The 24,730-nt window shown below is 59.4% G+C and carries 20 protein-coding genes and 2 pseudogenes; 12 read left to right on the forward strand and 10 right to left on the reverse strand.

The genetic code is table 11. The features are described 5' to 3' along the window. Window positions 1-28: 28 nt before the first annotated feature. The 5 genes from FXB41_RS08830 to FXB41_RS40555 all read right to left on the reverse strand — a co-directional run bounded on the left by FXB41_RS08830 (window position 29) and on the right by FXB41_RS40555 (window position 6,204). Window positions 29-916, reverse strand: a complete 888-nt coding sequence (locus FXB41_RS08830) for a sugar phosphate isomerase/epimerase family protein (protein ID WP_246648708.1) — start codon at window positions 914-916, stop codon at window positions 29-31. Between the two features lie 6 nt (window positions 917-922). Next, a complete protein-coding gene (locus FXB41_RS08835; RefSeq protein WP_009859257.1) occupies window positions 923-1,690 on the reverse strand; it encodes a substrate-binding periplasmic protein in 768 nt (255 codons plus the stop codon). Window positions 1,691-1,716: 26 nt separating this feature from the next. Further along, window positions 1,717-2,049, reverse strand: coding sequence for a c-type cytochrome (locus tag FXB41_RS08840; protein WP_009859258.1), 333 nt, complete (start codon window positions 2,047-2,049; stop codon window positions 1,717-1,719). Between the two features lie 126 nt (window positions 2,050-2,175). Continuing rightward, window positions 2,176-3,894 (reverse strand): pyrroloquinoline quinone-dependent dehydrogenase, encoded by a 1,719-nt coding sequence (locus tag FXB41_RS08845; RefSeq protein ID WP_219681323.1) that lies wholly within the window; start codon window positions 3,892-3,894, stop codon window positions 2,176-2,178. 1,995 nt (window positions 3,895-5,889) lie between these two features. Beyond that, window positions 5,890-6,204 carry a septal ring lytic transglycosylase RlpA family protein gene (locus tag FXB41_RS40555; RefSeq protein WP_311985810.1) on the reverse strand — a complete coding sequence of 105 codons (315 nt, stop codon included), beginning with the start codon at window positions 6,202-6,204 and terminating at the stop codon, window positions 5,890-5,892. Window positions 6,205-6,930: 726 nt separating this feature from the next. Between FXB41_RS40555 and FXB41_RS08855 the strand changes: the two genes are divergently transcribed. From FXB41_RS08855 to FXB41_RS08865, 3 genes are all read left to right on the forward strand, one after another. After that, the gene (locus FXB41_RS08855) at window positions 6,931-7,437 is read left to right on the forward strand and encodes a hypothetical protein (protein ID WP_219681402.1); all 507 of its coding nucleotides are present in this window, start codon (window positions 6,931-6,933) and stop codon (window positions 7,435-7,437) included. 132 nt (window positions 7,438-7,569) lie between these two features. Next, a complete protein-coding gene (locus FXB41_RS08860; protein WP_219681325.1) occupies window positions 7,570-8,763 on the forward strand; it encodes an EAL domain-containing response regulator in 1,194 nt (397 codons plus the stop codon). Between the two features lie 404 nt (window positions 8,764-9,167). Further along, window positions 9,168-9,407, forward strand: a complete 240-nt coding sequence (locus FXB41_RS08865) for a PilZ domain-containing protein (protein WP_219681326.1) — start codon at window positions 9,168-9,170, stop codon at window positions 9,405-9,407. A gap of 856 nt (window positions 9,408-10,263) precedes the next feature. Here FXB41_RS08865 and FXB41_RS08870 read toward each other — a convergent pair. Further along, complete coding sequence (locus FXB41_RS08870; protein ID WP_219681328.1) at window positions 10,264-10,656, reverse strand: hypothetical protein; 393 nt, start codon at window positions 10,654-10,656, stop codon at window positions 10,264-10,266. A 308-nt stretch (window positions 10,657-10,964) separates the two neighbouring features. Here FXB41_RS08870 and FXB41_RS08875 point away from each other — a divergent pair, with 308 nt between their 5' ends. Further along, the gene (locus FXB41_RS08875) at window positions 10,965-11,264 is read left to right on the forward strand and encodes a hypothetical protein (protein WP_219681330.1); all 300 of its coding nucleotides are present in this window, start codon (window positions 10,965-10,967) and stop codon (window positions 11,262-11,264) included. 386 nt (window positions 11,265-11,650) lie between these two features. After that, complete coding sequence (locus FXB41_RS08880; RefSeq protein ID WP_007601715.1) at window positions 11,651-11,851, forward strand: cold-shock protein; 201 nt, start codon at window positions 11,651-11,653, stop codon at window positions 11,849-11,851. Window positions 11,852-11,955: 104 nt separating this feature from the next. Here the strand turns inward: FXB41_RS08880 and FXB41_RS08885 are convergent, their stop codons facing one another. Then, window positions 11,956-12,168 (reverse strand): hypothetical protein, encoded by a 213-nt coding sequence (locus FXB41_RS08885; protein WP_009859263.1) that lies wholly within the window; start codon window positions 12,166-12,168, stop codon window positions 11,956-11,958. Between the two features lie 1,578 nt (window positions 12,169-13,746). On the opposite strand from FXB41_RS08885, the pseudogene FXB41_RS08890 reads away from it, so the two are divergent. Both FXB41_RS08890 and FXB41_RS08895 read left to right on the forward strand, forming a co-directional pair. Next, window positions 13,747-13,983 (forward strand): annotated as a pseudogene (locus FXB41_RS08890) (DDE-type integrase/transposase/recombinase); the annotation flags it as partial. A gap of 357 nt (window positions 13,984-14,340) precedes the next feature. After that, the gene (locus tag FXB41_RS08895) at window positions 14,341-14,850 is read left to right on the forward strand and encodes a hypothetical protein (protein WP_219681331.1); all 510 of its coding nucleotides are present in this window, start codon (window positions 14,341-14,343) and stop codon (window positions 14,848-14,850) included. A gap of 597 nt (window positions 14,851-15,447) precedes the next feature. Here the strand turns inward: FXB41_RS08895 and FXB41_RS08900 are convergent. Continuing rightward, window positions 15,448-17,937 carry a bifunctional diguanylate cyclase/phosphodiesterase gene (locus FXB41_RS08900; protein WP_007601719.1) on the reverse strand — a complete coding sequence of 830 codons (2,490 nt, stop codon included), beginning with the start codon at window positions 17,935-17,937 and terminating at the stop codon, window positions 15,448-15,450. 371 nt (window positions 17,938-18,308) lie between these two features. On the opposite strand from FXB41_RS08900, the gene FXB41_RS08905 reads away from it, so the two are divergent. Beyond that, a complete protein-coding gene (locus FXB41_RS08905; RefSeq protein ID WP_219681333.1) occupies window positions 18,309-19,112 on the forward strand; it encodes a substrate-binding domain-containing protein in 804 nt (267 codons plus the stop codon). Window positions 19,113-19,142: 30 nt separating this feature from the next. On the opposite strand, the gene FXB41_RS08910 is transcribed toward FXB41_RS08905, so the two are convergent. Then, window positions 19,143-20,153 (reverse strand): 2Fe-2S iron-sulfur cluster-binding protein, encoded by a 1,011-nt coding sequence (locus tag FXB41_RS08910; RefSeq protein ID WP_219681336.1) that lies wholly within the window; start codon window positions 20,151-20,153, stop codon window positions 19,143-19,145. 147 nt (window positions 20,154-20,300) lie between these two features. Further along, window positions 20,301-22,007, reverse strand: coding sequence for an ethylbenzene dehydrogenase-related protein (locus FXB41_RS08915; protein ID WP_246648710.1), 1,707 nt, complete (start codon window positions 22,005-22,007; stop codon window positions 20,301-20,303). 404 nt (window positions 22,008-22,411) lie between these two features. Between FXB41_RS08915 and FXB41_RS40560 the strand changes: the two are divergent. The 4 genes and pseudogenes from FXB41_RS40560 to FXB41_RS08930 all read left to right on the forward strand — a co-directional run. Then, window positions 22,412-22,543, forward strand: a pseudogene (locus FXB41_RS40560) (SOS response-associated peptidase); the annotation flags it as partial. Beyond that, a complete protein-coding gene (locus tag FXB41_RS08920) occupies window positions 22,540-22,800 on the forward strand; it encodes a hypothetical protein (protein WP_007601725.1) in 261 nt (86 codons plus the stop codon). The pseudogene FXB41_RS40560 and the gene FXB41_RS08920, both read left to right, overlap by 4 nt. A gap of 1,056 nt (window positions 22,801-23,856) precedes the next feature. Then, window positions 23,857-24,078, forward strand: coding sequence for a hypothetical protein (locus FXB41_RS08925; RefSeq protein ID WP_007601727.1), 222 nt, complete (start codon window positions 23,857-23,859; stop codon window positions 24,076-24,078). Between the two features lie 17 nt (window positions 24,079-24,095). After that, complete coding sequence (locus FXB41_RS08930; RefSeq protein WP_007601728.1) at window positions 24,096-24,518, forward strand: hypothetical protein; 423 nt, start codon at window positions 24,096-24,098, stop codon at window positions 24,516-24,518. The last annotated feature ends 212 nt before the right edge of the window (window positions 24,519-24,730 follow it).

The raw sequence follows: 24,730 nt of genomic DNA on the forward strand, positions 1-24,730 counted from the left end.
TCCTCCAGGGGCTCCAGGGGAGTCACGATCAGGTGTGGTTGATCACAAGCATTACGGTGTGCGTGGCCGAATGAACCCGCGCGAAAGATATGGCTGGTTCCGAAAGAAATGCGATGCTTGTCTCTATGCTCCGCAGCGGATCAGTTGAAACATCCTGTTCGACGAGAACATGTCTCACGCCGCTCTGGCGCGCAGCTTCGAGTATGCTGGCAAAGTCGATCGTGCCGCGACCTAGTTCGGTGGTCGAACCATCTTTTGCCATGTCCTTGAGATGAACCAGTGGAAACCGCGATGGTTTTGCCCTCAAGACGCGCGCAGAATCGAGATTTCCTTTGGTTGCCCAATAAACATCGAGCTCGAACTTGACCAAGCGCTCGTCCATGCGCCTCAGCAAAACATCATACGGCTGGATGCCACCGGGCAGGGCAGCAAACTCGAAGTCATGATTATGATAGGCGAGGGTCAAGTTCGACCGCGACGCTAATTGACCAATCGTGTTCAGATTATCGCAGATCCGCCTCCAATCATCGGTGGTCTTCCGTACCGACGGATCTAACCATGGACAAACGACAAACCGACTGCCGAGCAAATGAGCGATCTCGAACGATGGTTGGGCATTGTCCCGCAGGCTGGGGTAGTCGATATGCAGTGATGGGGCAGCGGGACCCAGGCCTAGCAGGAGCTTACGGGTGTGGCTGACGTCTGAACCGAGAATGCCGGCAAACTCCACCTCGCTGTATTCGAGAATGGCAACTCTCCTCAGGGTCCCCTCAAAATCGACCTTCAGCAGGTCACGAACCGTGTAGAGCTGCAGGCCAATTTTCCGCACCTCTCCACCGAACGTCGAATCGATTGTCATCATCGCCCCAGCCGCGATGAATCCTAAAACAGTTCGTCTGCTGAGTTCCGCCGGCATACTGGACTATCTTGGCGCTTGTAGGACGACACCGTAGCGCTCGTATATCCGATTGATCGTACCGTCGGTTCGCAACCGGTCCAGGGCTCCGTCGATAGCTTCACGCAACTGGTCATCCGGACGCACCATGCCAACCGCAACATTCCAGTTAAGGTTCGCCTCGTTCTCGTCGAGTTCGAGAATGCGTACCGCCTTGTCCGGATGCGTCACATTGAAATAGCTGGCCGTCGTCGGGGTGACCGCTGCCGCATCAATCTCATGATTGGCTAGAGCCTCTAGGCTGTCGACCTCGAAACCAAACGTCGACGTGGGCACGTGGCGCCGACCGAGGGTCATGGCCGCCATAGATCCGACCAGGACACCAACTTTCGAGTGCTCATCGAGACTCTTGAAGGAGGTGAGTTTGCTTCCATGAGGAACTGCCAGCGCAACACCTGTGCGGTAATACGCCTTCGATATCCTCAGATTGGTCTCGCCCTGCGCCTCGCGGTCGGCGATGATGTCGAGCACGATGTCGCAGCCCGCGCTCCGCATCTGGTATTGAGTGATGATCCAGTCTGACCTCAGTGAGACACCAAGCTCGCGCGCGAACGCGTTGCCCAACTCGATCTGAAATCCGGGAGGGTCACCGGCCTTGTTGGCGAAAGGAAGCGAGTTGGGGTGGGCGCATAGTCCAAGCACACCGGAGTTGCGGATCGCGTCGAGAGAACGAGCCTGCGCAATACTGGTTAGTTCCAGCAGGGCGCCGACCACGAGGGCTAAATAAGTTTTCATGAAACCCCTGTGTAGATCAATGTCGCCTAGCCTTCATGTGGCTTCAGGGCGCGGATGTATTTCATGATTTCGTCGATTTGCGCATCGCTGAACGTCACGCCGAAAGCCGGCATCGCGCCTTCCTTGCCGTTCTTGATGCGGTTGCGGATGAAGTCGTCATCTCGCTTGCTATCCATGAGCTGCGGCCCCTTGCCGGCAGCGCGACCGCCGTCGGAGTGACACCAACCACAGGTGGTCGCGAACAACTGCCCGACATCGAGTTGTTGGTTATCCGGAGCGCCCGGAGTAGGTTGCTGCGCGCGAGAGGGCAAGCTGGCAATCGTAAGGAGCGCGGCCAGTGTCGAGGTCGACAACGTCATGATCTTCCAAGCCAATCGCATACCGGCCAACCCTACCTCTCAGGGATCCAATTTGCGCCGAGCTTCGTTAGCTCCGCTTTGACAAAGGGAGCGGCGTCACGCCGCTCCCTCCCGGCGTCACGAGCATTATTTCAGACTGTAAACGATGAGCGCGCCGTCGTCGCGAGGCATGCTCTTGTAGACGCCGCCGAAGGTCGGCGCGTAGTCATCCGACGCCATGCCTCCGAAGCCGGCGACGACCGCGATGTACTGCTTACCATTGACGGCGTAGCTGATGATGCCGCCTTGGTGGCCGGTGCCGTCGCCGTGGCTCCACAATTCGGCACCGGAATCGGCATCGTAAGCATGGACCGTGCCGCGCGAGTCCGGGACGAATACCAGATTGCCTCCAGTGGACAATACGCTTCCGAGCGGCGGCTCGGGGAAGCGCACTTCCCACTTCTTGGCGCCGGTGATGGGATCGCGCGCATCCAGATGGCCATAGATCTCACCGCCGGGCGGCGGAGCGATCTTGAAGTCGGCTCCGATGTTGAGTTGGGCCTGAGGAGCAACGATCGGAGTCGTCTTCTGAACTTCGAGCGTCATGCACCATTCCTGGCCGAGCTTGTAATAGAGGCCTGTCTTCGGGTTATACGATCCGGAATTCCAGCTCACCCCACCAGATATGTGAGGGCACAATGGTTCGGAAGCCTTCCCGGCGGAGAAGTCGCGGCGACCGATTAGCTCACCCGTCTTGGGATCGATATCCTTGACGAAATTGCTGTTCTGCGTGATCCGCCATACGTTTTTGACGGCGAGGTTGCGGTCGTAAACGAAGATATATCCGCTCTTGTTCGGATGGACGATGTACTTCTGGCCATCGCGATCGAGCATCACAAACTCGCCGACCGCGCTATCAAAGTCCCAGGCGTCGTGAGGTAGCTCCTGATGATAGGACTTCAGCTTGCCGGTGTCGATATCGAGCGCAAGCACTGAGGTGGTGTAGAGATTGTCTCCGGGACGCGCCCCTTGCGTCTTGTAATCGGCTCCCGACCAGTCGTAGAGCGGAGCCGGGTTTGCAGTCCCCCACAGAATTGTGTTTGTCTCGCCGTCGTAGGTGCCAGGCATCCAGCCGCCGCCGCCGCCGGTCCGCCACGAGTCATTGCCCCAGGTCTTTATGGCGTCGTCGGTGCCGGCAACCGTCAGGAATTCCCATTTCTTCTTGCCGGTTGCTGCATCAACACCGAAGATCGGACCCCGGCCCGGCCATTCGCCGCCTTGCGCGCCGATCACCACTGTGCCCTTGGCGTAAAGCGGCGCTCCGGTGAAACCAACGGTCAGCTTTTGGGAATCGATCAGCTTGGTGTCCCACATGACCTTTCCGGTCTTCATGTCGAGCGCGATGAGGCGGCCATCCATGGTTCCGACATAGACCTTCCCCTCGCCGATGGCGGCACCGCGATTATAGGGGGAGTGGGTCTGCCGCGCGATCAGGGCCTCGTCCAACTCGGGGAAGTAAGACCAGATCACCTCACCGGTAGCGCCGTTCAGTGCAAACGTGCGGCTGTAGGACCCAGTGTAGTAGAGTACCCCGTCGGCCGCGAGAGGCATCGATTGCAGCCCTCGCGTGGAACGTCCCGGAATATGGATCCAGGCAACGCCCAGATTGCTTACGTTACTGGGATTGATCTGTGCTAGCGGGCTGTAGTGATACGACTTGTATGAGCCATGATAGGTCAGCCAATCGTTCTGACCGGCGGATTCAATCCGGGCCGTGTCCACGGATTGTGCAAACGCCCCTGACGCCATGAGCGTCACACCAATAACAACAACAGGGAAACAAGAATAACGCCACTGCTTCTTCATGTAGAGTTCCTCCCGCTTTTTTACATTTGTGGACTGAGTAGCCGCCTCCGAGGAGTTTCGCCGTTCAATGCGGCGCTTCTTCGCCACCACATATCAGGTGCCGCACACTTCCTCTCGCTCTTCTCACAAGTAGCTACGCTGACCGGACTGGCTCTGGTGCACCAACCCACTCGCAGAGTACGCGGGATCACGTCTTGTGCAACGATGGAATTCCCACGCGGCACGGCTAGTGAATGTCAGCGCCTCTTACCGAAGTCTACCCGTCTTGCGGCTGGGGAGCCGCCTCGGCGAAAAAAACCCCCGTTGAGCGGGGGAGTACCAGGTCAGCACTTTTACCGGCGCGATTGGATCGCTAGCAGTCGGGCATTCCTGCTGGGCGCGAGGAAGCATTGGCATTGGCGCTCGTACCGGAAGAAGCAGCGGAAGAAGTGCCAGAGCTTGACCCAGGTGATGTTGTTGAGCCGATAGTGGTATTTCCGGATGGTCCAGTTGCGGTGGCGCCGCTTACGTCCCGAACCACCTTATTAGCCACGTCCCAGCATTGTTTGAGATCGTGACCACTCGACCCACCCGTCGAAGTTCCTTGAGCGTTTGCGAATGCACCGATAGCCAACAATGCGGCGCTGATCGGCACTCCTAGATAAATCTTCCTCATTGATGGAATCTCCTCTTGTATGCCGGCAAGAGTGCCGACGCCTCTTAATGCGGGTGCAACATCCAACGTTCCCTCCAGATGCAAGCATCAAGCGAGCAACGAACTTGTCGCGCGGCACACCACATTAGCGACTTCGAGGAACTCGCGGCATGGAGCACATTTACCTGGACGTGGCGGACGCTTTGTTGCGCCCAGGAGGAGGCTCGCGGAGCGTTCTCGAGTGCTTCTGTCGATAATCCCCAAACTTCGGAAGTTAGAGGATATCCACTCCTCCAAACTGTGGGCGCTAAACCCTCTCGAAGATGTTCACTTTTCGCAAGCCTTGGACGGTTCTAGAAATAAGCTACGGTAATGAACTACGGTAACTCGGCCAAATCGCAATACGTGATGCCACTATGGGCATCCGCCGGCAAGGATGTGAACCTCTTCGTCCTGCTGGGCTCTCGCGACTTCGACAGGCATAGTGTCCTTTTCGCACGCCTCGCGCCGCTCAACTGCGAATACTTTCTGCACACGCCGGTTTCAATTGCTAGCTTCTAAAATCGTCCTTGCAGTCGCTCTTCGTCGCGTTCGTGCTCGGAAGGTCGATCCCTCGCGGATTTAAGAGAGCTGCCATCCTGCACGCAGGATGCAAGTGCAATCAAGATTTCAGGCCTCGCTCGGCGTCACCGATCTCGCAATTTCGCCGACGTGAACGGGCGGGGGAGCAGTTGGATCATCGCGGCCAGCTGGGCTCAGGCCATGGCATGTAAAGACGCAGCCCTGCGGAGAAAGGGCATCGATGAGCTGCAGCGGCGCCCTCTCATGCTGTGACATACCGGCCGGCACGATCAAGACCTACAAGGCCGGCACGTAGGGCAGGGGTTCCGGCTAATCGTAGAAGCACGGTCCGGCCTTGCAGAGCTTGGGAGCTAGTTAGACGGGCAGCCGAAGCCAAAGGTCGTTGCTAGACAGCATACCGGCCGGCGTGGCTATCTCCAAATCGACGACGCGAAATGAGCCGGGCTGATCATCATGCAGGTAACGAAGATGTCAGACCGGGCCAAGTTCTGGTGTAATGGCGAAGTCATCTAAGGCACTCGCGACGTATCGAACGGCATCGCGATGTGCTATCGGCGCGGAGAACATCGTGTCGATCAGCGTGGCGAGGCTCATACCTTCCTGGAGCATGGTTCGCGCGACTTCGTCTCCGTGGACGAGCCTAAGGGCCGATATGAGGGCCGCGATAGCGTCAGGGTTCTTTAGAGACACGGCAAATTCGTTTCAGGCCAAAAGCCGGACTATTGACGTACGGGCGCGTGGGCGGCGGTTGCGTGCTTTCGCAGGGCAATGCACGTCTGCTACAACACCTCAGCACGAACTTGAGCAACGCCACGATTTGTAATCCCCAAGCTGCGCGCGGCCGCCAGCGAGAGGTCGAGGACGCGGCCACGGACCCATGGTCCTCGGTCGGTGATACGAACGACCACCGACTTATTCGTCTCAAGATCAGTGACGCGGACTCTCGTGCCGAACGGCAGACGGCGGTGCGCCGCGGTTAGTAGATTCCGATCAAACGATGAACCGCTCGCTGTCTTGCCTTTGGAATAGGAATAGTAGGAGGCTTTTCCGGAAATGAATCGATTGAAGGATTGAGCCCCTGAACGATCTTTCAAGGGCTCTTGTCCGTTCGGAGACCGCGCTTGCGGCTCCTCCTTCTTTGTCTGATCGAGTCCTTCAGGAGCGGGCTCCGCGTGAGCCTTTGGAACGATGGACCATCTGTCATTGAATGTTTGCCCGACGGCAGGGGTTGCGTGAAGCCCCGTCCAAGTTGAGACCGCTGCAATCATTATCATTCCAGAAAGCGGACGCATGATCGACCTCGCTACAAATCACAAAACAGAGAAACAATGCAAACTCATAACGCACGTTCCGGCACATCCCCGATTCATATGTAGAAAGGTGATGTACTACCCATGGCGGAACGTAGACGCAGCGCAGCAAGCAGATAGCTCGCTGCAACGCACCACGTTAACGGCATCAGTTCTAGAGCTCTCTGGCGAAGCGAGCGTCAACACCGCCTGTACGTGCAGGGATTCAATCAGTGGCGTGAATGTCTTCGCCCTGATTATAGACACGAGGAGGACATTGAACGGACCGCCACAGTTTGGTGGGGCGAGAGGCCGCGACCCACCTAAGACGCTCCGTACGTTGCCTGCCATGGCTCGATGTTCAGTGGGCCGCTGGTCACTATAATGGCGCCGACCTGTGGGGTTGCCTCAAGGCGCAGGGATTTAGCCCGGTGCGAATCGTTGCCGAATGGGGACACGCCGTTGGCGTGCCGAAATGTCCAATGCTCAGAGCCTGCAGCGCGTACCGTCCGCGAGACCTATCGCGCGCTGATGACCAATGGCCGCGATACGCTATCAAAGTCAGAGACCGTCACTATTGCGGCAATTGAGCAAGGCATTCCTCTCCTGGTGGAAGCTCGAGAAATCATAGCCGGTTTCCGTGCGATGATCCGCAAGAAGGCTCACGGAGAGCTTGAATCATCGTTGGAACGAGCATGCGCAAGCCTAGTCGTGTCTTTCGCCAACGGCGTCATCAAGGACAAGGCCCCCGTCAGCGCAGCGATTTCCGACGTCCTGGTCCAACGGAGAGACCGAAGACCAGATCGCCAAACTCCAAACTGGGTTAAGCCCCAATGCCGGGGCATGGAAGGAGTAAAGCTTCCAGCCGCGCTGGCGCTGCTGCTGCGAGCGGATTTGCGCGGCCTCAGGCGGAAGGGACCGCGATGGATGCTCGTGGCGCTTCAGACCGCTGGAATTTTGAACGAGATGTTCAATTGGTTCAGAGAGGTGGCCAAACATTGGCCGGAGAGACGCAGATCACTAGAAGTAGTGGCGTAGACGGCACATCCAAATTGACTTTCATTGAGGCGATTAAGCCTAACGGTTCAATCTCAAAACAGAGACGGCAACCACTTCGTTCTCGCGGTATTGAACAGGCCGTGTGACACCTTTTGGGGCGGGGAACGGGCTTTGGAAAAAGACAACGCAGTCAAACCGATCAGGTTTGGCCAACGAAAAGTCGTGCCTCGCATCTGCGTGGCTGACTCGAAGAAACACATTCGATCTTTTCTTTGTGAAGCGCTTCAAGAACTCGGATTCGCCGTCTGTGAATGCGCTCACTCAGCCGAAGTAACCGGAGTAATCAACGCCGACATTCCTGATCTGCTTCTGCTCGGGTTTGCTGGCGAGGGCATGGAAGCGGTCCGTGTTTTGGAGCGACTCGCGGGCGAGCGCTTTGGTGGCCGGGTGCTCTTGTTCGGGCCTCCTCATTCGCAAGCGTTGCTGGCATTGGCGACGCTCGGAGCCCAACTCGGCCTGCATATGCTTCCCGTCCTCACCACGCCGTTTGGGGAGCTAGAGCTGCAGGCGAGCCTTGCTGACTTTGTGCCCTTGCCACCGCCGCGCCCCGGGCTCGACGCGGCAGAGGCGCTCCATAACAGCTGGCTTGAACTCTGGTATCAGCCCAAGATAAACACCCACTCTCTGCGCGTGGGCGGTGCCGAAGCACTCGTCCGCATCAGACACCCTCATTGGGGTATGGTCTCTCCCAGCTGTTTCAAACCGGACGACAGAGACCCGCATTACGCAGCTTTGTCGGAATTCCTTATCAACCAAGCGGTGGCGGACTGGCACTGCTTCGTTTCGGAATGCGGGCCAATTGAACTTGCTATCAATCTGCCGCTTTCGTTTCTCATAAGCGACGGTGCACTTACGACGATTGAGAAGCTTCTTCCTAGACATCCGGCCCTTCCGGGGCTGATTATCGAAATCAATGGCACGGAGCTTCTGCGTGACTTCAGGCTCGCAAGGGATGCCGCGCATTCGCTAAAGTTCCACAATGTTGGCCTTTCCGTTGATGGGCTAGGTGCAGAATGGCCCTCGCTCCTCGGCCAGGAGGAGTGGCCATTTTTTGAGCTAAAGGTTGATCGAAAGTTTATCGATGGGTGCGCAGGTGACGGGCTAAAGCGCGCGGCTTGCAGGAGGATTTTAAAAATGTCCGAAGGCAAGACGCGAACGGTCGCGAAAGGGGCGGAAACAAGAGCCGATTTCCTGGCGGTCAGGGAATTGGGTTTCGACATGGCCCAAGGTTGTTATGTTGGCAAACCAATGAACCGCAGGAAATTTGCGCGGCATATCGCCAATACTCGGTTTACGACGGGCTGACGAGCTTGCACCAAAGAATAACACTGCGGGTGCGTTGGCACTCGGCGTCCCTGAAGCGAGTTGCTGGCGAGAATGGCAGGGGTTGCCGAGGTTCTGGCTGTGGACCTGCGTCGTGACACTTCCCGGTCCGCCGTTTGGGGAAGCTGGCTCGCTCGACGAAGCCAAGGGCCGCTTGCCGCCCATTGTGTACCGACGGGGAGGCGCATACCCGCATCAAGTACATTGCAGATCATCATTTCTAGTGACGTGCTGTGCATGAGCGCCACTTCCTATTAAAGCAGTTGTGGCTGGTCAAAGCTCCTGAGACATGGCCGGAATTCGAATGGGCTCGCCGCGGTAAACTGTGACAGTTCGAACTATTCTGTTTCCAGAAGATTCAGCTCTAATGAGCAAAACTGGAGCTTATGGACAATCAACGGACTGCGTCACGAGAGAAGGTTCTAAAGCCCGGAATGATCGAATTCGGGATTAATGCAGTACCGTGCATGGTCCGCAACGTCTCTGAAACTGGGGCGTCTCTCAACGTGACCAGCGCATTCGGCATTCCGGACTTTTTCACGCTGGTTTTGACCTTGGAAGGTCAGCGCCGTTCAGCTCGGATCATCTGGCGCAAAGACATGCAGATCGGCATCGCGTTCGAGTAAGCCCTCTAAACCACGAGCGCCGCAAATGCTCGCCCCGATCAAAGCTCGCGCTCCGTTGCGGGATGCATCCGGCTCTTCACCTTGACCCAATGCTTCTCGACACAAGTCGGGACCGATTTCGCCACGCTCAAGGGGCGCCCGGCGGGCGCGCTAGCAGCCGCTGTAAATTTGTTTCGCAGATACAGTGGCAGGTCGCGTGGGCCGTCCCCGTCTACCGCCAACACGAAGGCTCAAAGCTGAGCCTCGCTGTTGTGCTTGCGAGAGTGCAGGGCGTTGAAATCGGAAGCGTCGTCGTCGACGCCAAGCACCACCTCCTCACCTCGACGACGAAGTGCTTCTGGTGGTTCTTCAGAGCGGCCGCGGCAATCCATGGGTAACGCTCGGTCCAATCCGTGCCATGCGCGATAGCAGCCGGCACGCGTTTGTCCGCGGATACGTCCTGCTCTCTTGCGAGGCAGCAAAGGATGGGGAACGGCGGATGCGCTCGCTCTAACGCAAGCTGGCGATTTTAAAGCATAGGGTCGCTATTAATTAAAATATAGAAACGAAAAAGAAATTAAATGTTGATAAATATTTGAAATTGAATAATTTGAGAGTGCCTGGCGCCGGACGAACGCGTCTGGCTACCGAGAAACGGCTCCCGCATCCCGCCCCTGCTTACGCCATGAGGTGTGAGGGGCCGTTTCTTGGCCGATGCTGAGGCGGATCATGCTACGCATGGCTGACTTGTTTCTCGTCCTATGACAGCAGCGGTGTTACTGGTTGAAATCGCAATTTTTATTGTTCTCGTGATGCTTTAACTGACGCGAGAAACTGAAAGTAGATGAGAAGCGGCACGCGATCGCGCATGATCGTCTCAGTCAGCTCGCCGCCCGTCGTACGGTCGGCGGGTTTTTATGTTGTGGAAGTGGAAAAATGACCCGCCGGTCACACCGGCCTTTTCGTCATTGCTCACGAGCTTGGGCCGCATGCCCGCCAGTTTCATGTAAGCAAGCCGTCGCCAGATCAGGTTCACAAGGGCTGTGAGTGCATTTAGCCGCTCGAGGCGGACTTCAGCGCGGGTGCAAAGCGTTCGGAGAATGTTGCGGCCTTGCCATCCCGGGCTGCAGAAAGGGCCGCCGAGATAATCGTTGAACACCCCACGAATGCGATCGGCAGTAAGGCCGCACCGAAAATAGTTTCCGCATATTACCCTCCTCGAGAGGACGTCAATGCCGTTCAGTTTTGGAGGGCGTTGTTTCAGCGTCATTCCGTGTGAGGCTCGAAACGGTTTCGTGCACGCGGTCGTGACGCAAGCTGGAGTTACGGCGGCAGGACCTGCGTTGTGCGCCGCGCAACAACATATGCTCCGAAAAGACCGATGGCGGAGAGACGGCCCCGGCTTCAGGGTTGGCTCTTGAGGTACGCCGGGGCCGCACCGCCAGCTTGGGCGAGCTAGCGAGACAGCAACGGCGCCGTGAGGACACGGGTTCCTCGCCGCGCAGGTCAGGCGAGGTTTAATTGGCACAATGTAATCCGCCGCGCTTTATTTTCGTTTCTACCCTGCGGCAAGCCACAATGCCTCTGACACTGCGGATGATCGGCCTGGATGATTACACGGTTCACGAGGACCGGCAGCTAGTCGGGCGCATCCGCTACGCCAACGAACGCTCCCCGGGGTTCTGGTTGTGGACGTGCATCGTGACGCTTCCCGGTCCGCCGTTCGGGGAAGCTGGCTCGCTCGATGAAGCGAAGGGGCGATTCATGGTCGCATGGGAGAATTTCAAGGCGAAGCATACGGCGGAAGAGTTGGGGAAGGCCTTCGCTGAGATGAACCGCGCCAACCGACAAGACCATTATCTGCGCTCAGTGCGTTAGCGCGTCGCATTTGATTGCAACAAAATTCGCCGGTTCACACTGACGGCCATTTCCAAGCCGACGAGTTCGTCCCGACTGTGTACGCGCCCAGCAGTGAGATTGCCCCGGCTTCAAGGGGGACTTTTGGGTGGCCGGAGCCGCTCCGCCAGCTCCGCGGGGAGCCGGCAAGATTCTCAAGCTCCCTATTGAGGTGTTCGTTCCCTGCTGGTCCATCGTTGGAAATTCACGGGAGGCGCCGGTTCACGTTGGCTGCCTTCCTCATGTGGGCAACATGACGCCTGTCCCAGTATAAGCGGTCATTTTTAAACTAAGTCCTAAGTTGGCGGGCTTTTCGTTTTTATCAGCTTCTGTCATGTTGCCACGGTCATTTTGCAGGAGAGACGCGCGTGGCAACAGGTATTGTGAAGTGGTTCAACGCGACCAAAGGCTATGGCTTCATTCAGCCCGACGACGGCGGGAAGGACGTCTTTGTCCACATATCAGCAGTGGAGAAGGCTGGCTTCAGTGGTTTGGCAGAAGGTGCAAAGGTGAGCTACGAGATCGTGAGCGATCGGGGCAAGCAGTCCGCAGGTAATCTGAGACTGTAGGCGTGGCTGGGACAGGGCCCGCCGGTTCGCGCCGGCGGGCCGGGCGCGTTGATCACGTGTATCGAAATTGAGTACACGCTTTGGTGCTGCGATCTTCGGCGCTTTCACCGCTCCAGTTCCTTGATGGCGTCCTTTAGCAGTTCGAGAAGCCGGATTTCACATGCCCCCATGACGAACTGATCGGCGTCGTCAGGCACGACAATCTGCCCCTGCACGTGTCCATCATGGGAGTGGATGATGAAGTCTCGGGCCTTGCACGCTTCGTTGCGGACGTTCGTTATCGCCTCAAGCGGACCCCATTCAATTCTGACAGCCATTGCTAACCCTCGCTCTTGGGGGAACGCGCGCGAGCTACTGCGGGTCATGCGAGTTGAGGAGCGGTAAAGCCGGCAGATCGATCGGCTCGCCTGGAGGTCGATCAACCCTGTTCGCTTTCTTTCCGCTGACGAGGACACCAATATAGCCGGCACCCACCAGTAGGGCCCCTGCGATCATCAGCCAGTGCGGGAATGCCAAGGACATGGTCGCTGGCCTCAAAATACCGCGCTCACGGGCGCCGGTAGGACAAACCTATTCAACCATTTCGTGATTGAAGAAGTCAAATATTTAATATATGCATTAACTATTTAATTGTGAAATATTAAGAGCGCAGGGTGCACGATGCCCTCGATAGAGTCTATGCACTTCAGCAGCACAGGGCCTTCCGACCAGCACCCCTATGATCGCGAGCCGGGCGCGCCTTCTGCGTGGCGTCCTTCGGCAAGAGGGCCAATCGACGCCGAGCCCGAGGCCGCAAATGACACCGCGGGCGAATGGCCTCTGCTACCGTTTCCTGATGGCTCGTGCGCCACCTGCTGAGCTGTGACGCGGCGTCTCCACGCGCCATCGGAGTGAGGGCCCCGGCTTGAGGGAGTTTGGGTACGCCGGGGCCGCTCCGCCAGCTTGGGCGAGCTAGCGCGAATTAAATATCCGCGCGCCTTTCTGTTCCTTCAAAGCGTCAACCCGTGGCTCACGTCTCTGCCGGCTGTGTGCAATGGCGCGAAAGGGCTTCGCCTTGCAATTGTGCCGATCGTCTGGTGTAATGCTCAGATTGTCGAGATGTTTTTGCGGTCTTGTTATTTTGAGGTCGTGATGAGTATTTCTGATCGTATCCCCTATGCCGCTATCGCCTTGCATCAACGTGTCGCCTTTCTAGAACATCAGATTGCAGAATTGGGCGTGTTGCGACACCGACTAATGCAAGCTGAGTTGCGACGCTACCGGTTAAGGTCGAGCCGGCGAGCTTCCGAAAAATCGCACACTCGCCGTCACGGTAGATAACCTTCTGCGCTCAACCGACAAAGAGTTGCCGGCTCCCGCTTGTAAGCCCAGGCTATGGGAACACGTGAGTCGGGGGATTCATGGAACGGAAGCCGTTTGAGAGCATGTCGGTTGAAGAGCTGTGGCAACTCCACACAGTCGTTAATGACATTCTTGCCGTGAGGCTCGTGGCCAAGAAGCAAGAGCTGGAGCGACGGCTTGGCCTGCTCAGCCGAGAAGACAAGACTCCTCGCAGCTAAGCATTGAGAGAGAGATATAAGGAAGGTGCCCCTCAGTTGCGCCTTTCTGCCGGCGGATTCTTTTTTGCCGACGGATGAAGAGGCAAAAGATCGAGCAGAGAAATTCTAGATGCTCATCGGCCCGTCTCAGCAGCCCGATTTATTGTGATATGGCAGCCAACATCAGAGCGGCTTTGAGGCGAATTTCGTCCCGTGTAGCCCGCCAGGAAGGCTGCACCGAAGGTCTCGCCTTCGCCCTACTCCGCAGGAGAGGTGACGCCCTGCGCTATGAGCGGCGGCAACCGGCCGCAACCTTCGCTGTGGATCCAATGACGACAGATGCAGTCGGCTCACTGAGAGGACGCGCCCAATCAGCTGTGGCAGATGGAGTTCAAGGGCCACATGCCCCTTGCCAGCGGGAGGCGTTGTCATCCACTGACCATGGTCGACGATCACTCGCGCTATGCTGTGTGTCTGAAGGCATGCGTCAACGAGCAGCGTTCCGCCGTGCGGGGGCATCTGACCGATACCTTTCGCCGCAACGGCCTGCCGGAGACCTTCTACATCGACAATGGCTCCCCCTGGGGCGATACGTCCGGTGTTCGCTGCAGAGCGGGCTCGCTGTCGTTCAAACCGGCATTGGTCAGGCCGCCCCCGATATAGCTTGTCGCGTCGCACGGATGCGCATGCACGATGGGCCGGCGGTCGGCGGCAGTGCCGACGCTCGGTCCTCGTGCTGCGGATTCAGGTGCGGATCTCCTAGGCACGGGGCCGACTATCTGCGGGACGGCGCGAGAGACGGCACCGGCTTCAGGGGGCTTTTGGGTCGGCCGGGGCCGCTCCGCCAGCTCAGGGCGGCGAGCCAGCAAATCTTCAAGCAACATCCCGTGCGGGGGCTTCTAAGGAGCGCGGTGCAACCCAAATTCCTAGCAGTCGTCGTCCAGGCATGACATGATGATCCATATTTGCGTTTCGGAGGGAAAGCCCGATGCGCCTTGTTTTGCCTTATCTCGGGATTTGTCTTTGCGCGTCACTCGCGGCGTGGTTGTCCTTCACGCTGCTCTATTGACCGAGCAAATCATCGCCAGGTGTCAGCAGCCGCACGTAGGTACCGCTCTCGTGCAGGTCGAGCCAGCCGCGTTCGACGGCATACTTGATGCCGGCACCGAACTCTGTGCCGCTTCTCTTGAGCATGTAGAGGAAAGGAGCCGCTTCTATTTTTTTAGGAGCAATCCCATCTCTCGCGCCATCCGCTTCACCGATCCGGTATGCCGCCCGAGGACTGCCGCAATTTCCGACGCGGCGCGCCGACGTGCCATCGCGGCAAGCCTCTTTCGCTCTCGGTCCACTGCTTTGGCTTGGATGATTTCATTTCGAGATCATCCGGCTGGCTCGACGAAATCGATATTGGGAAATTTCCGGGTGGCAACCCTTGACGGCTTGGTGCAGGCCGGAGTCTGATCACCGGCATGGGGCGACATCAGCACGACATCAACGATCTCGCGCGCATGGAGCGCATCTGCCTGGATCTGGCGGAGGAGAGCAGGGTGCCCAGAGAGGCCGGCGCATTGCGCGAGATGGCGGAAAACTACGGTCGAGAGGCTGCGAAACTGATCGTGGCTAGGACCGTAGATTGCCCGCGACGGGAACGAAAAAAAACGAGCGATTTCAGCAAGGTTGACAAGACACCCCTGGTCCCGAACGCGCCGAGGCGTCCAGCGCTTTGCCGACAACCTCAGGGTTGCTGCAGGGGTAATTTTGTCGGCACTGATAAGCTTTGGGCGCAAAGCTTATCAGTTGGAGACACTACGCTAAGCCGATGCGTCAAGGCGGCAGTTACGGTGACGATCACCTCGCGGCCGGCAACTCCTGCGTAAGCTAGCTGAATATCGCGCTGAGCGCTCTAGCGCGGATCGATGTCGGGCTTCGTAGGCGGATCGGAGGTTGTCGCGACCGACTTGGAACTTCGTCGTGCGGGGACTTTACTCCAGCCGGTCGCGTGAACGCAACGCGGCACCTCGTGAGCGGGCCGTTTGGGCCGGCATCGTCGCCGACGCCTCAGCGGATCATGGTCTTCCGCTCCGCTCCGTCTCGCCTGGGTACCACTTCGAACGCCGAAGCCAAACGGCGCGGCTGGAGCAGGACAGCGAACTCTTCGAGCGGTAAGGGCCGAGAAAAAAGATAACCTTGCGCCATGGTCGCGCCGTTTTCGGCCGCGAACTGAAGGTCTTCGGCCGTTTCAACGCCTTCGACGACCGTTTCGAACCCCAATTCGTCCGCAAGTCCGAGCGCCAGACGAAGGATCGTCTGCTTTTCGCGGTCGTCGGCGACACCCGTTACGAGCGTACGATCGAGCTTCACGGCGTCGAAGGGGAGCCTCGCCATGGTCGAAAGATTCGAATAGCCGGCTCCGAAATCGTCCATTGCGAACCGTATGCCCAATTGCCTGAGCAGGCTTATTCTCTCGCGCACGACGTCAGGATTGCGCATCGCGACCGACTCTGTGATCTCGATCTCGAGCTTTGGCGGCGGGAAGTCGGCCTCGCGAACGGCCGTGATGATATCCCTGATGAACAGCGGGTCTTCGATTTCCGTCGCTGCGACATTTACGGCGAGCACGAGATTCGAGCCGGCTCGGATCAAGCCCCCGATTTCGGCGAGCGCGCGCCTCAGCACGAAGCGGTCGATCTCCATGATGAGGCCGATCTCTTCCGCGATCTTGATGAAGCGCGCAGGAGGAATGTCGCCCTCCTTCGGGTGATGCCAGCGCGCCAGCGCCTCCACCCCTAGGATGCGTCCATCCCTGCAGGACACCTTGGGCTGGTAATGGACGACGAGCTCTTCATTGCGGATCGCCAAAGCGAGGTCGGTTTCGAGCGCATGGCGCGCACGCGCGATCTCTGCGAGATCCGGAGTGAAGAACGCGCAGGTATTGCGTCCCGAACTCTTCGCGACGTACATCGCAAGGTCGGCACGGATCAGGAGATCGTCATAGGTTGTGCCGTGGGTAGGACAGATCGCAATGCCGATGCTGACGCCGATGGTCGCATGGTTGCTCTGGAGCTTGAAGGAAACCTGCAGCGTCTCGATCATCTCGCGGGCACTGAGGCTCGCGGCTGCGACCGTCTTCATACCAGCGATGATGGCGACGAACTCGTCGCCCCCGACCCGGGCGAGCAGACATTTGCCGGCAGCGCCTTTGGACGTCAGCAAATTGCTCAAGCGCTCGGCCACCATCCTGAGCAGTTCGTCGCCAGCCTTGTGCCCGAAAGTGTCGTTGATGGATTTGAAGCCATCCAGGTCGAGGAAGAACAGCGCTGCGCCCTCTTCCGCGTCGATGAGCGCCGGCGCATCGATGCGCATCTTCTCCCGATTGGGAATGCGGCTCACCGTGTCGTAGAAAGCGAGCTGACGAATTCTTCGCGTGCTGGCCCGCAAATGCGTCAGCATTTGCTCGAATGCGAGGCCAAGGCCGCGGACCTCGCCGAGGCCCGTTGCGCGGAATTGAACGTCGAGATTGCCACCCGCGATTTCCTGGGCGGTCTTGGCCAGCGCTGAAAGTCCTTTCGTGAGGTGCCTCACGGCGGCCAATAGCGCGACGACCAAGGCACCGAGCGCCAGCGCCGCGGATGCCAGGAACTGCCACATCAGCGAACGCGTGTGGGATGCGCCGATCTGGAACATCTGATCGCGTGTCGTCGTCACCAGCGATGCGCTCGCAAACGTGCACACCTTGAGCGTCGCCTCGTAATCGACACAGCGCGCGACGTAGTTGCCGTCATCCGAGCGCTGCAGCCCGGCCAAACGCGTCCTGGCGCCGCTGAATCTCGCCCCTTGAGGCCCCGCGGAAGACACGATCTCGCTGTCACCCGTGATAATGACCACGCCGGCATTGGCCAGCGAGGTGAAGTTCTCGAGAGTCCGTTCCGTGCGGCCGAGCGGTCGGATCGCGGCAAGCGCGCCGACGAGGTCGCCAAAGTCGTCAAACACGGGCTCGATCGCGGTGTGCGCGATGGTTTGGCGCTGCGGCAGTCCGAGCGCCGACAACTCACCCAATTTGAGCTCATAAGTGCCTTCCTCACCCTGCGGGTGCGAGCGGCTATTGTCCTTGAGGATCGGGTTGAGATTGATAGAGAGAGCGGTACCTTCGAACGCCTGGTTCAGCGCGAGTAGGTCGAGGGACGTGTTGGCGCCGATCACGCGACCGCTTCCGTCGAAGGCGATCAGCCTTTCGAAGCCGGAGGTCGAAGCTACGATGCTGAGCAGCTCGCGGATGGTCACATCGTTGTTCGAGGCGACGGCCTTGGCGACATCGGCGCGCTGAGCGATCTGACGCAGGCGAGATGCGGTTTCTGCGCCTAGGGCCTCGATTCGCGCTCGCGCCAACTGGGCCTCGCCGTCGAGGCGATGAGCGAGCTGGTCTTCCGAGAGTTCACCCAGTGCCGCAGCCTGGTGCCTCAGTTGCTGCTGCAGGCGTAGCGCCGTCGAGCCACCGATGAGGCCGAGCCCGAGGACGCCGGTCGCGAGCACGACGGCAACAAGGCGCATGGCGATAGACGAGGGGACGCCCGGAATTCCGGACGCAACGGCCCAACGACGCCAGCGGGGTGGCGCCCTCGATGCCTTTTCCGAATCCGTATCAATCGCCGCCACCGCCAGCACCCTGAACTTGCGGGGCCGGTCAATGTCGCTCGCTGAGGCCCCTGAGCGTGTTCCAGGGCGACATTAGGCGAGCGAAGCATTCAATATCGTCTATTTACCGGCTATTTGTGGGTGAGTAATTAACAATCGGTTTTTCGAAACCATCAAATTTTGCGCTTCTGTCCGCCACAGTTGATTCCGAATGGACGGCGTTGCGACAACAGATGGTTTAGGTTTCTTTGCCAGATTGCGCACCTCGTGGTTCGAAGGGGTCTGCCATGGCATTTTCGAGGATAACGGCGGCAATTCTGGGCCTCTGCCTTGCGGGGGTGAATGCCGCTGGCGCCGAAATACCCAGGCTCGACATCGTCGGGACTGGAGATGGCATCGATGTCCTGCGCGTCATCGCGATGAGCTTCATGCAGCAGGAAGGATCGGCACGGATCGAGGTCCCGCCGAGCATCGGTTCTGGCGGAGGCATCGCGGCCGTGGGGTCCGGCAAGGCGATCTTGGGGCGCGTCGCACGCCGGCTGACCGACGCCGAAGCGGCTTCCGGCATCGTCTACAAGGCGATCGCCCGCCTGCCATCGGCTTTCATCGTCCATCCCGCCTGTGGGGTGAGTGCCGTTACAAGCGATCAGCTCGCTGCGATCTATTCGGGCCGCCTCGCGAATTGGAAGGAGCTGGGCGGCGCCGATTTGCGCATCCGCGTCGTGCGGCGCGAGGACCAGGACAGCACTCTCACCGTACTGCGGGCCAGCATGCCCGGCTGGCATGATCTCGAGATCACCGAGAAATCGAAGACGGCGACCACCACACAGGAAGCGATCGAAACGGTTCGCGATGTTCAAGGCGCGGTCGGCTTCGGCCCGTTCTCGCGGCCGTTGGAACAAGGGCTCACAGTGCTTCGCGTGGATGGTCACTACCCGACCGACGCGGACTATCCCTCGAGCGTGGTGCTGGCGCTGATCTATTTGAGGACGTTGCAGGATCCAGACGCCTTGGCCTTTCTACGCTTTGCCGATACGCAGAAGGCGGCCGACCTCATCATCAGCCTCGGTAGTCTACCCGTCAAGCCGTGAGCCGCCGGCGCTGCTGAGCTCCGCGTCGGCTCACAGACCGGGACGATGAGGCTGCTCCCGGCTTCGCCATAGACGGGTGACCTTGTCCATCAGCGATGAGGTTTGCGAGCTCGGCAGGAAGGGATCGGCGTAGCATTGCGCATTGGCCGAGCGCGCCTTGTTCTTCACGGTATCGACGAGACCAACGGGGCCGGCGACGTAGACCGTATCGTCCAGCCCGAGCAAGGGGAGGTAGTGCGACGGGCGCCCGGGCCTGATCGGCAGGGTGGATCCGACCTCCGTCGTCGCAATGACGTCGCGGACACCGTCGTCGATCAGCCACTGCAACGAGGGAAGCATATAGAGGTTGTCGGCATCCCGGCTGCCGGCGACGACCACCATCTCGCGGTTGCGCTGGGTCGAGCGCGCCGAGCGGGCCAGCGCCCAGATCGGGGCCCAGCCTGCTCCGCCGGCGACCAGCACGAGCGGCCCCTGGCCCTGTCGCAGATAGGCTTGTCCGAACGGGCCTTGCACATGCGCCGCATGGCCGGGCCTGATGGCCTTGCCGAACTGCCCCGACACGGTGCCGTCAGGCTGGCGCCGGATGTGGAAGACGAGTTCGGCTTGCTTGAAGGTACCATCGAGTCTGAAGGTCGGGCTGAACTCGCGCGCAGGATAGCCGGAAAACTTGACGCGCACATATTGGCCCGGCCGAAACTCGAGGGGCGCTGAGGTCGTCAGCACGACTTCGGCGATCTCTGGCGAGAGCTCGTTGATCTCGGTCACGGCGCACGCCCGCTTCATCGGCAGCGGCAATTCTTCGAATTCGATCTCTGCGTCGCCAGCGACCGCGGCCTGGCAGGCGAGCACAGTACGGCCGTGGCCTGAGCCGCCGTCATCGACCGAGCCCGACACCACCGTCACCCGGCAGCTCTGGCATTGTCCCGATCTGCAGTCGTGCGGAATCAGGATCGAGCCGCCGAGCGCCGCATCGATCAGGCTTTCGCCGGAGCGGGCTTCGACGAGCTTGCCGTTGAGGACGAGCCGACAATGCCTCGTCATCGCGAGGCCTCCGGGCGCCGCGAATTTCCGCGAGCAGACCGCTGCTCGCCGCGCCAGAATGCGATGCGAGGATGAGGGCGAAACCATGCTTCAGCGCAGTGACGCCGTGGTGCCCTCCGGTCGAGCTCGCGGCCGCCCGTGAGGTGGCTATTTCTCCGTGACGACAAGCACCGGGCGGTTATGGGTCGCATGCCGCGTCTGTGCATGGTCGAAAACAGCGACCCACATGTAGAGATCGCGGGCTGGCACGAAGGCCTTGTCATATCTGCCATCGCTTTTCATGTTGCGCGTCAGCTCGAGCGTCCAATGTCCGTTGCTCCATTTTGAAACGCCGGTGACATTGGCCCGCTCTCCTTCGGTGTCGCCGGCAATAATCACGCCAGGCAAGATCGTGCCAACGGGAATCCTCGCGTCGGCCTCTGGAGCGTAGGGTTCGCTCTCCCGGTCGAACATGTACCAGCGGCCGTTTTCGTCGTCGCTGCTGTCGGGATTGAGATCGAATTTGCCGAGCGCTGCGACCTGCGCCGTCCAGTCCTTGGGAAGCCGCAGAACCGTCACGGGCCCCTTGTCGTCCCTGTGGATGAACTTGAAATTATACGAATAAAGAGAGCGACCTGGCTTGTTCCAATAGCCGCCTTGGTAGCGGGCATCGTAATTTTGCTCGTCCAGGGTCGGGGCGTAGGGCGGGCCGATATATTGGCTGTCGACACGGCCGAGCATGCCCCCGCGCGACGCCTTCCACTGCCACATGTCTATGTAGCTGCCATCCGTCGTGAAGTGGAAGCCCCGGCCGTTGATCGGCATCGGTTTGCCGGGCAGCGGGTTGGCGCCGAGATCCGTCGCGCCTGCGCCGCCGAGCGATGGGTTATCCGAGAAAATAACCGCCAGTTTGTCCTCGTAGAAGTCGACGGCGTCTTGCAGGCCCGCACGCTCGTCGAGGACGTGCCAGCCGTCCTCTTTCTTGATGATCGGAATGCGGCGCAGGGAGCGGGTGGGATCTTCCCAGCGGAAGGCGAAATAGATCTTCTGCCCGTCGTGCAGAGCGCGCACCTCCACGAGCGATTCGCCCGATCCGCTGAGATTGGCACCCTGCTGGGCGCGGATGAAGACCGGGCGCGCGCGCGACCAGGCGGGATCGCCCATGGCGCCATCCAGCTTGGGCGCGTCGCTCACACGCGCGATGACGAGCGTATCGCGCGTCGCCCAGTCGAGCCCGGCGACGCCGCACGCGATTGCCACCCCGATTGCCGCGGCAACGAGAAGAGGCCGCGGCCGCACGGCCTTCGTGATCGCGAGCGGGGTGGGCCGAAACACGCGGAAAATCTGCAGCCACCCGCCATAGAGATAATGCGCGGCGACATGCGCGAAGATATAGACGAGCGAGACGAAGGCGGCGGTCGAGTGGAGATAAGCCCACCAGCCGCCATAGCCGAGATACATCATGACGCCCGTCGCCGTGAGGAAGATCACGAGCGCATAGACGAACCAGTGCAGGATGACGTTGACGGCTCCCCATTTGAGGCGAGCCGGAGCGCGCATCGCGAGAATCCGCGTCTTCTTGGGGCTGTTGCGCTCGACGAGGCCGCTGCGCGCGAGGTAGGCGACGTAGGCCGACCCGCAGAAGAAGACGGCGAGTCCGGCGAGCAAATGCCAGGAGAAGATCTCGCCCTGTGGCAGGACGGGAGCGAGCCATTTCGAGAAGGGGGCGTGCAGCGCGTCCGCTGCGATGCGTAGGCCGGTAACGAGGCTGACGACGAACGCGAGGGCGGTCGCCCAATGGAGCGTTATCGTCCCGACATCCGTGCGTGGCGGGCCATCGTGAGGCTTTGTTTGAGCGAGGCTTCTCTCGGTCAAGGCGTCGGCGTTCGTTCGAGCGGTGTCATTTTTCATTGCGTAAAGCTTACCCTGGTCAACCGGCAGAGCCACAGCGTCCGGTTCTCGCTCTCCCGGAAAAGCGGACAGCTGCGAATAAACTACCTCCGCGATATCATAAGCAAGTTGTCAAGTCTGGCGAGATCGCTCTTTTGGCGACAATTCGTCCCCAGTTGGCTGTCCTCTGGACATTCGAGAAGGCGCGAGCATCGCGAGGTCCGTGGGATTTCTGGCGGGCAGTTTTGCTCCCCCTTGGGGACACCCTGCTGGCGAAGGCAATCAGGCGAAGCATTGGGGATTTGGCGAGATGGACGTGGTCGCCGAAGCAGCCAAGACGGCGGGTGGCTAGACCATGTCCATCATAGCCTCGGCAGAAACCGTTGACCTACACCAAGCCAGACGGAGAGACGTGGATGACCGCGACATGGGATGAAGCCAAGGGCCTACAGCGTCCTCTTGCAGACGGTGCGCTGCGAATCGTGGCACGAGGGGTGAAAGAGGATCGAACTGCTGCATGAAACACACAGAGGCACGTCCCTACGCACGAGAACTCCTTGAACTCGCCGCAGGCGTGCAGCCGATCAACGACCGCATCCACATCGAGAAGATCAATTATCCCTTCCTCTATACACTCAAAGGAAAAGGTACCGGGTTCGGCGCCGGCATCAGGTGCGCTGTTGAAAAGGGTTGGCTCGAGCTGCACGAAAGTGGGACTTACGTGCGGCTGCTGACGGCTGTCGAACGGGCTGCTCAGTCAATAGATCAGCGTGAATGACAACCACGTCGCCAGTGACGCGCAGAGACCAATTCCGAGATAAGGCAATGCAAGGCGCATCGGGCTTTCCCTCCGAAACGCAATTAAGAATCATCATGTCATGCTTGGACGACGACTGCTAGGAATCTTTGGGTGCAGTCCGCGCGCCTTAGGACCCGGCGCCCGTGGAAAGTTTAATTTCGCTGGTTCGATTGAGCCGGCGGAGCGGCCCCGGCATTAACACCGGCGCCCAAGCCGGGGGCGGCAATGCCCACACATCACTCACGGGCGTTATGCTCAGGATGTAGAGGCCCTCATCCAAGGGTAACAAAGCGAGTTCACGAGCGCGGAAGAAAGTTGTCGATGTGACGATCCCGTCCGCTCTACCAACACGCTTTCGGCGCGATACCAACGGCCCTACCAAAAAAGTCACCGGATGGAGACCCCGGAGGGAGCAGCGCCTTGGCTTCGGCGTTTGCCTGCTCAACCATGCCGACTGTGACGCGCCGTCTCTTTCGGTCGAGGGATGAGTGTTGGCCGCGCGGCAACGCCCGATAGCGCTGCCCACCAACTAAGTCAGGTTCGCGCTCCTATCGCTAACCAAGGCGACCCGATATCTTCTCGGGGTGATTAAGTTTTGATCGACTGTTGAACCCTGCAAATTTAACCGCGCTTCCGGTGGGGAGCTTTGTTCATGCAAATCGATTTGAGGTCCGCCGAGCGCAGCCCGGCGAGGGATGCTGAGGTGGAGGACTGCCCCTCCGATATTACAACTGCGAGTAAACCCGCCGCGCGAAAGACAACGCCGAAAACACGCACTGGCCGCTCATTCCATTTCCTGACGGTTGGTACGCGACGTCGTGAAACGGTCGAGATCGGCGCCTTACGCGTTGGCGCGGGTCGGGTCGCGGCGGATCGACCGCGCCGATCCGTGCCGGCGTTAGTGGCGGTGATCAGGTATTTGTGGAGTTCGAGCGTCGCCAGAAGAACTGCCAGTCATGCCGAGCTTAGGAACACTTTTTGGTGCCGCGAGGTTTCCTTCCTCATCAGAGGCCTAGCATTGCGGAGTTCTCTTCCATGGATACCCAGATCGTGATGGACCACACAGGCGAAAGCAGACATTTCTTTGAACAAACTGATCCGAAGGGGCTCGCCGAGGCTGAACGGCGATTTAAGCAGCTCACCAATCAGGGGTTTACTGCCGCGACGCGAAAGGCGGGCAGTGAACTGAAGGTCACACGGTCGTTTGATCCCACCGCGGAAGAGACGCTATTCTATCCGCGTCTCGTCGGCGGCTAAGCTATCGCGATGCGACGATGTTTCTGTCCAGACGCAGCGACGCTAACAATACGCGCTTCCGCGCCCTCCGTGAGCTTTATCGGAGCTTCACCGAGCAAAATGGCCCGGAAGCGCGTTCGCGGCGTCTGCTGCGGGATTGGTTATCTCCAGAGCAGCGCGCGCAATTCGATGCCAACAACTATTTCGAAGTCACCGGTTCTCACACCGGCAGACGATATCGAGTTCAATATGGTACCCTGAGCAATGTTGTAGAGCTCGACGCATCAGGGCAGCCCGCGATCGGCTGGTGTTTCGTTCCCGAACGTCCTCTGGCGGCTGGCGATGTGATGCTCGCCCAGAAGATCGCGCTCGAAACCGACGAAGCCGCAGTGCTCGCGCTTGCCCACCGGTTTTCTCTGAGACTGCCGTCTCTGCCCCGAGTAGTGCGGCGTGCTTACTAGGTCGCCCAAGGATCTAGGGATGCACCGCCAGCGCCTGGTGGTCGACCTGAAGGCCTGGGAGGGCTTCGATTGCAGGCTGGCGATTGCCCAGATAGAGCAGGACATCGCGGCGATAGACACGGGCTGGAGGCGCTTTCGGGGTCTGAAGCCAGTTAGGCTAACGGGCCAACCCGGTGGCGGCGAGTGCGCAAGGAGGACAAGTGCTGCGATCT

This window comes from Bradyrhizobium canariense (assembly GCF_019402665.1).
GTDB classification, from domain to species: domain Bacteria; phylum Pseudomonadota; class Alphaproteobacteria; order Rhizobiales; family Xanthobacteraceae; genus Bradyrhizobium; species Bradyrhizobium canariense.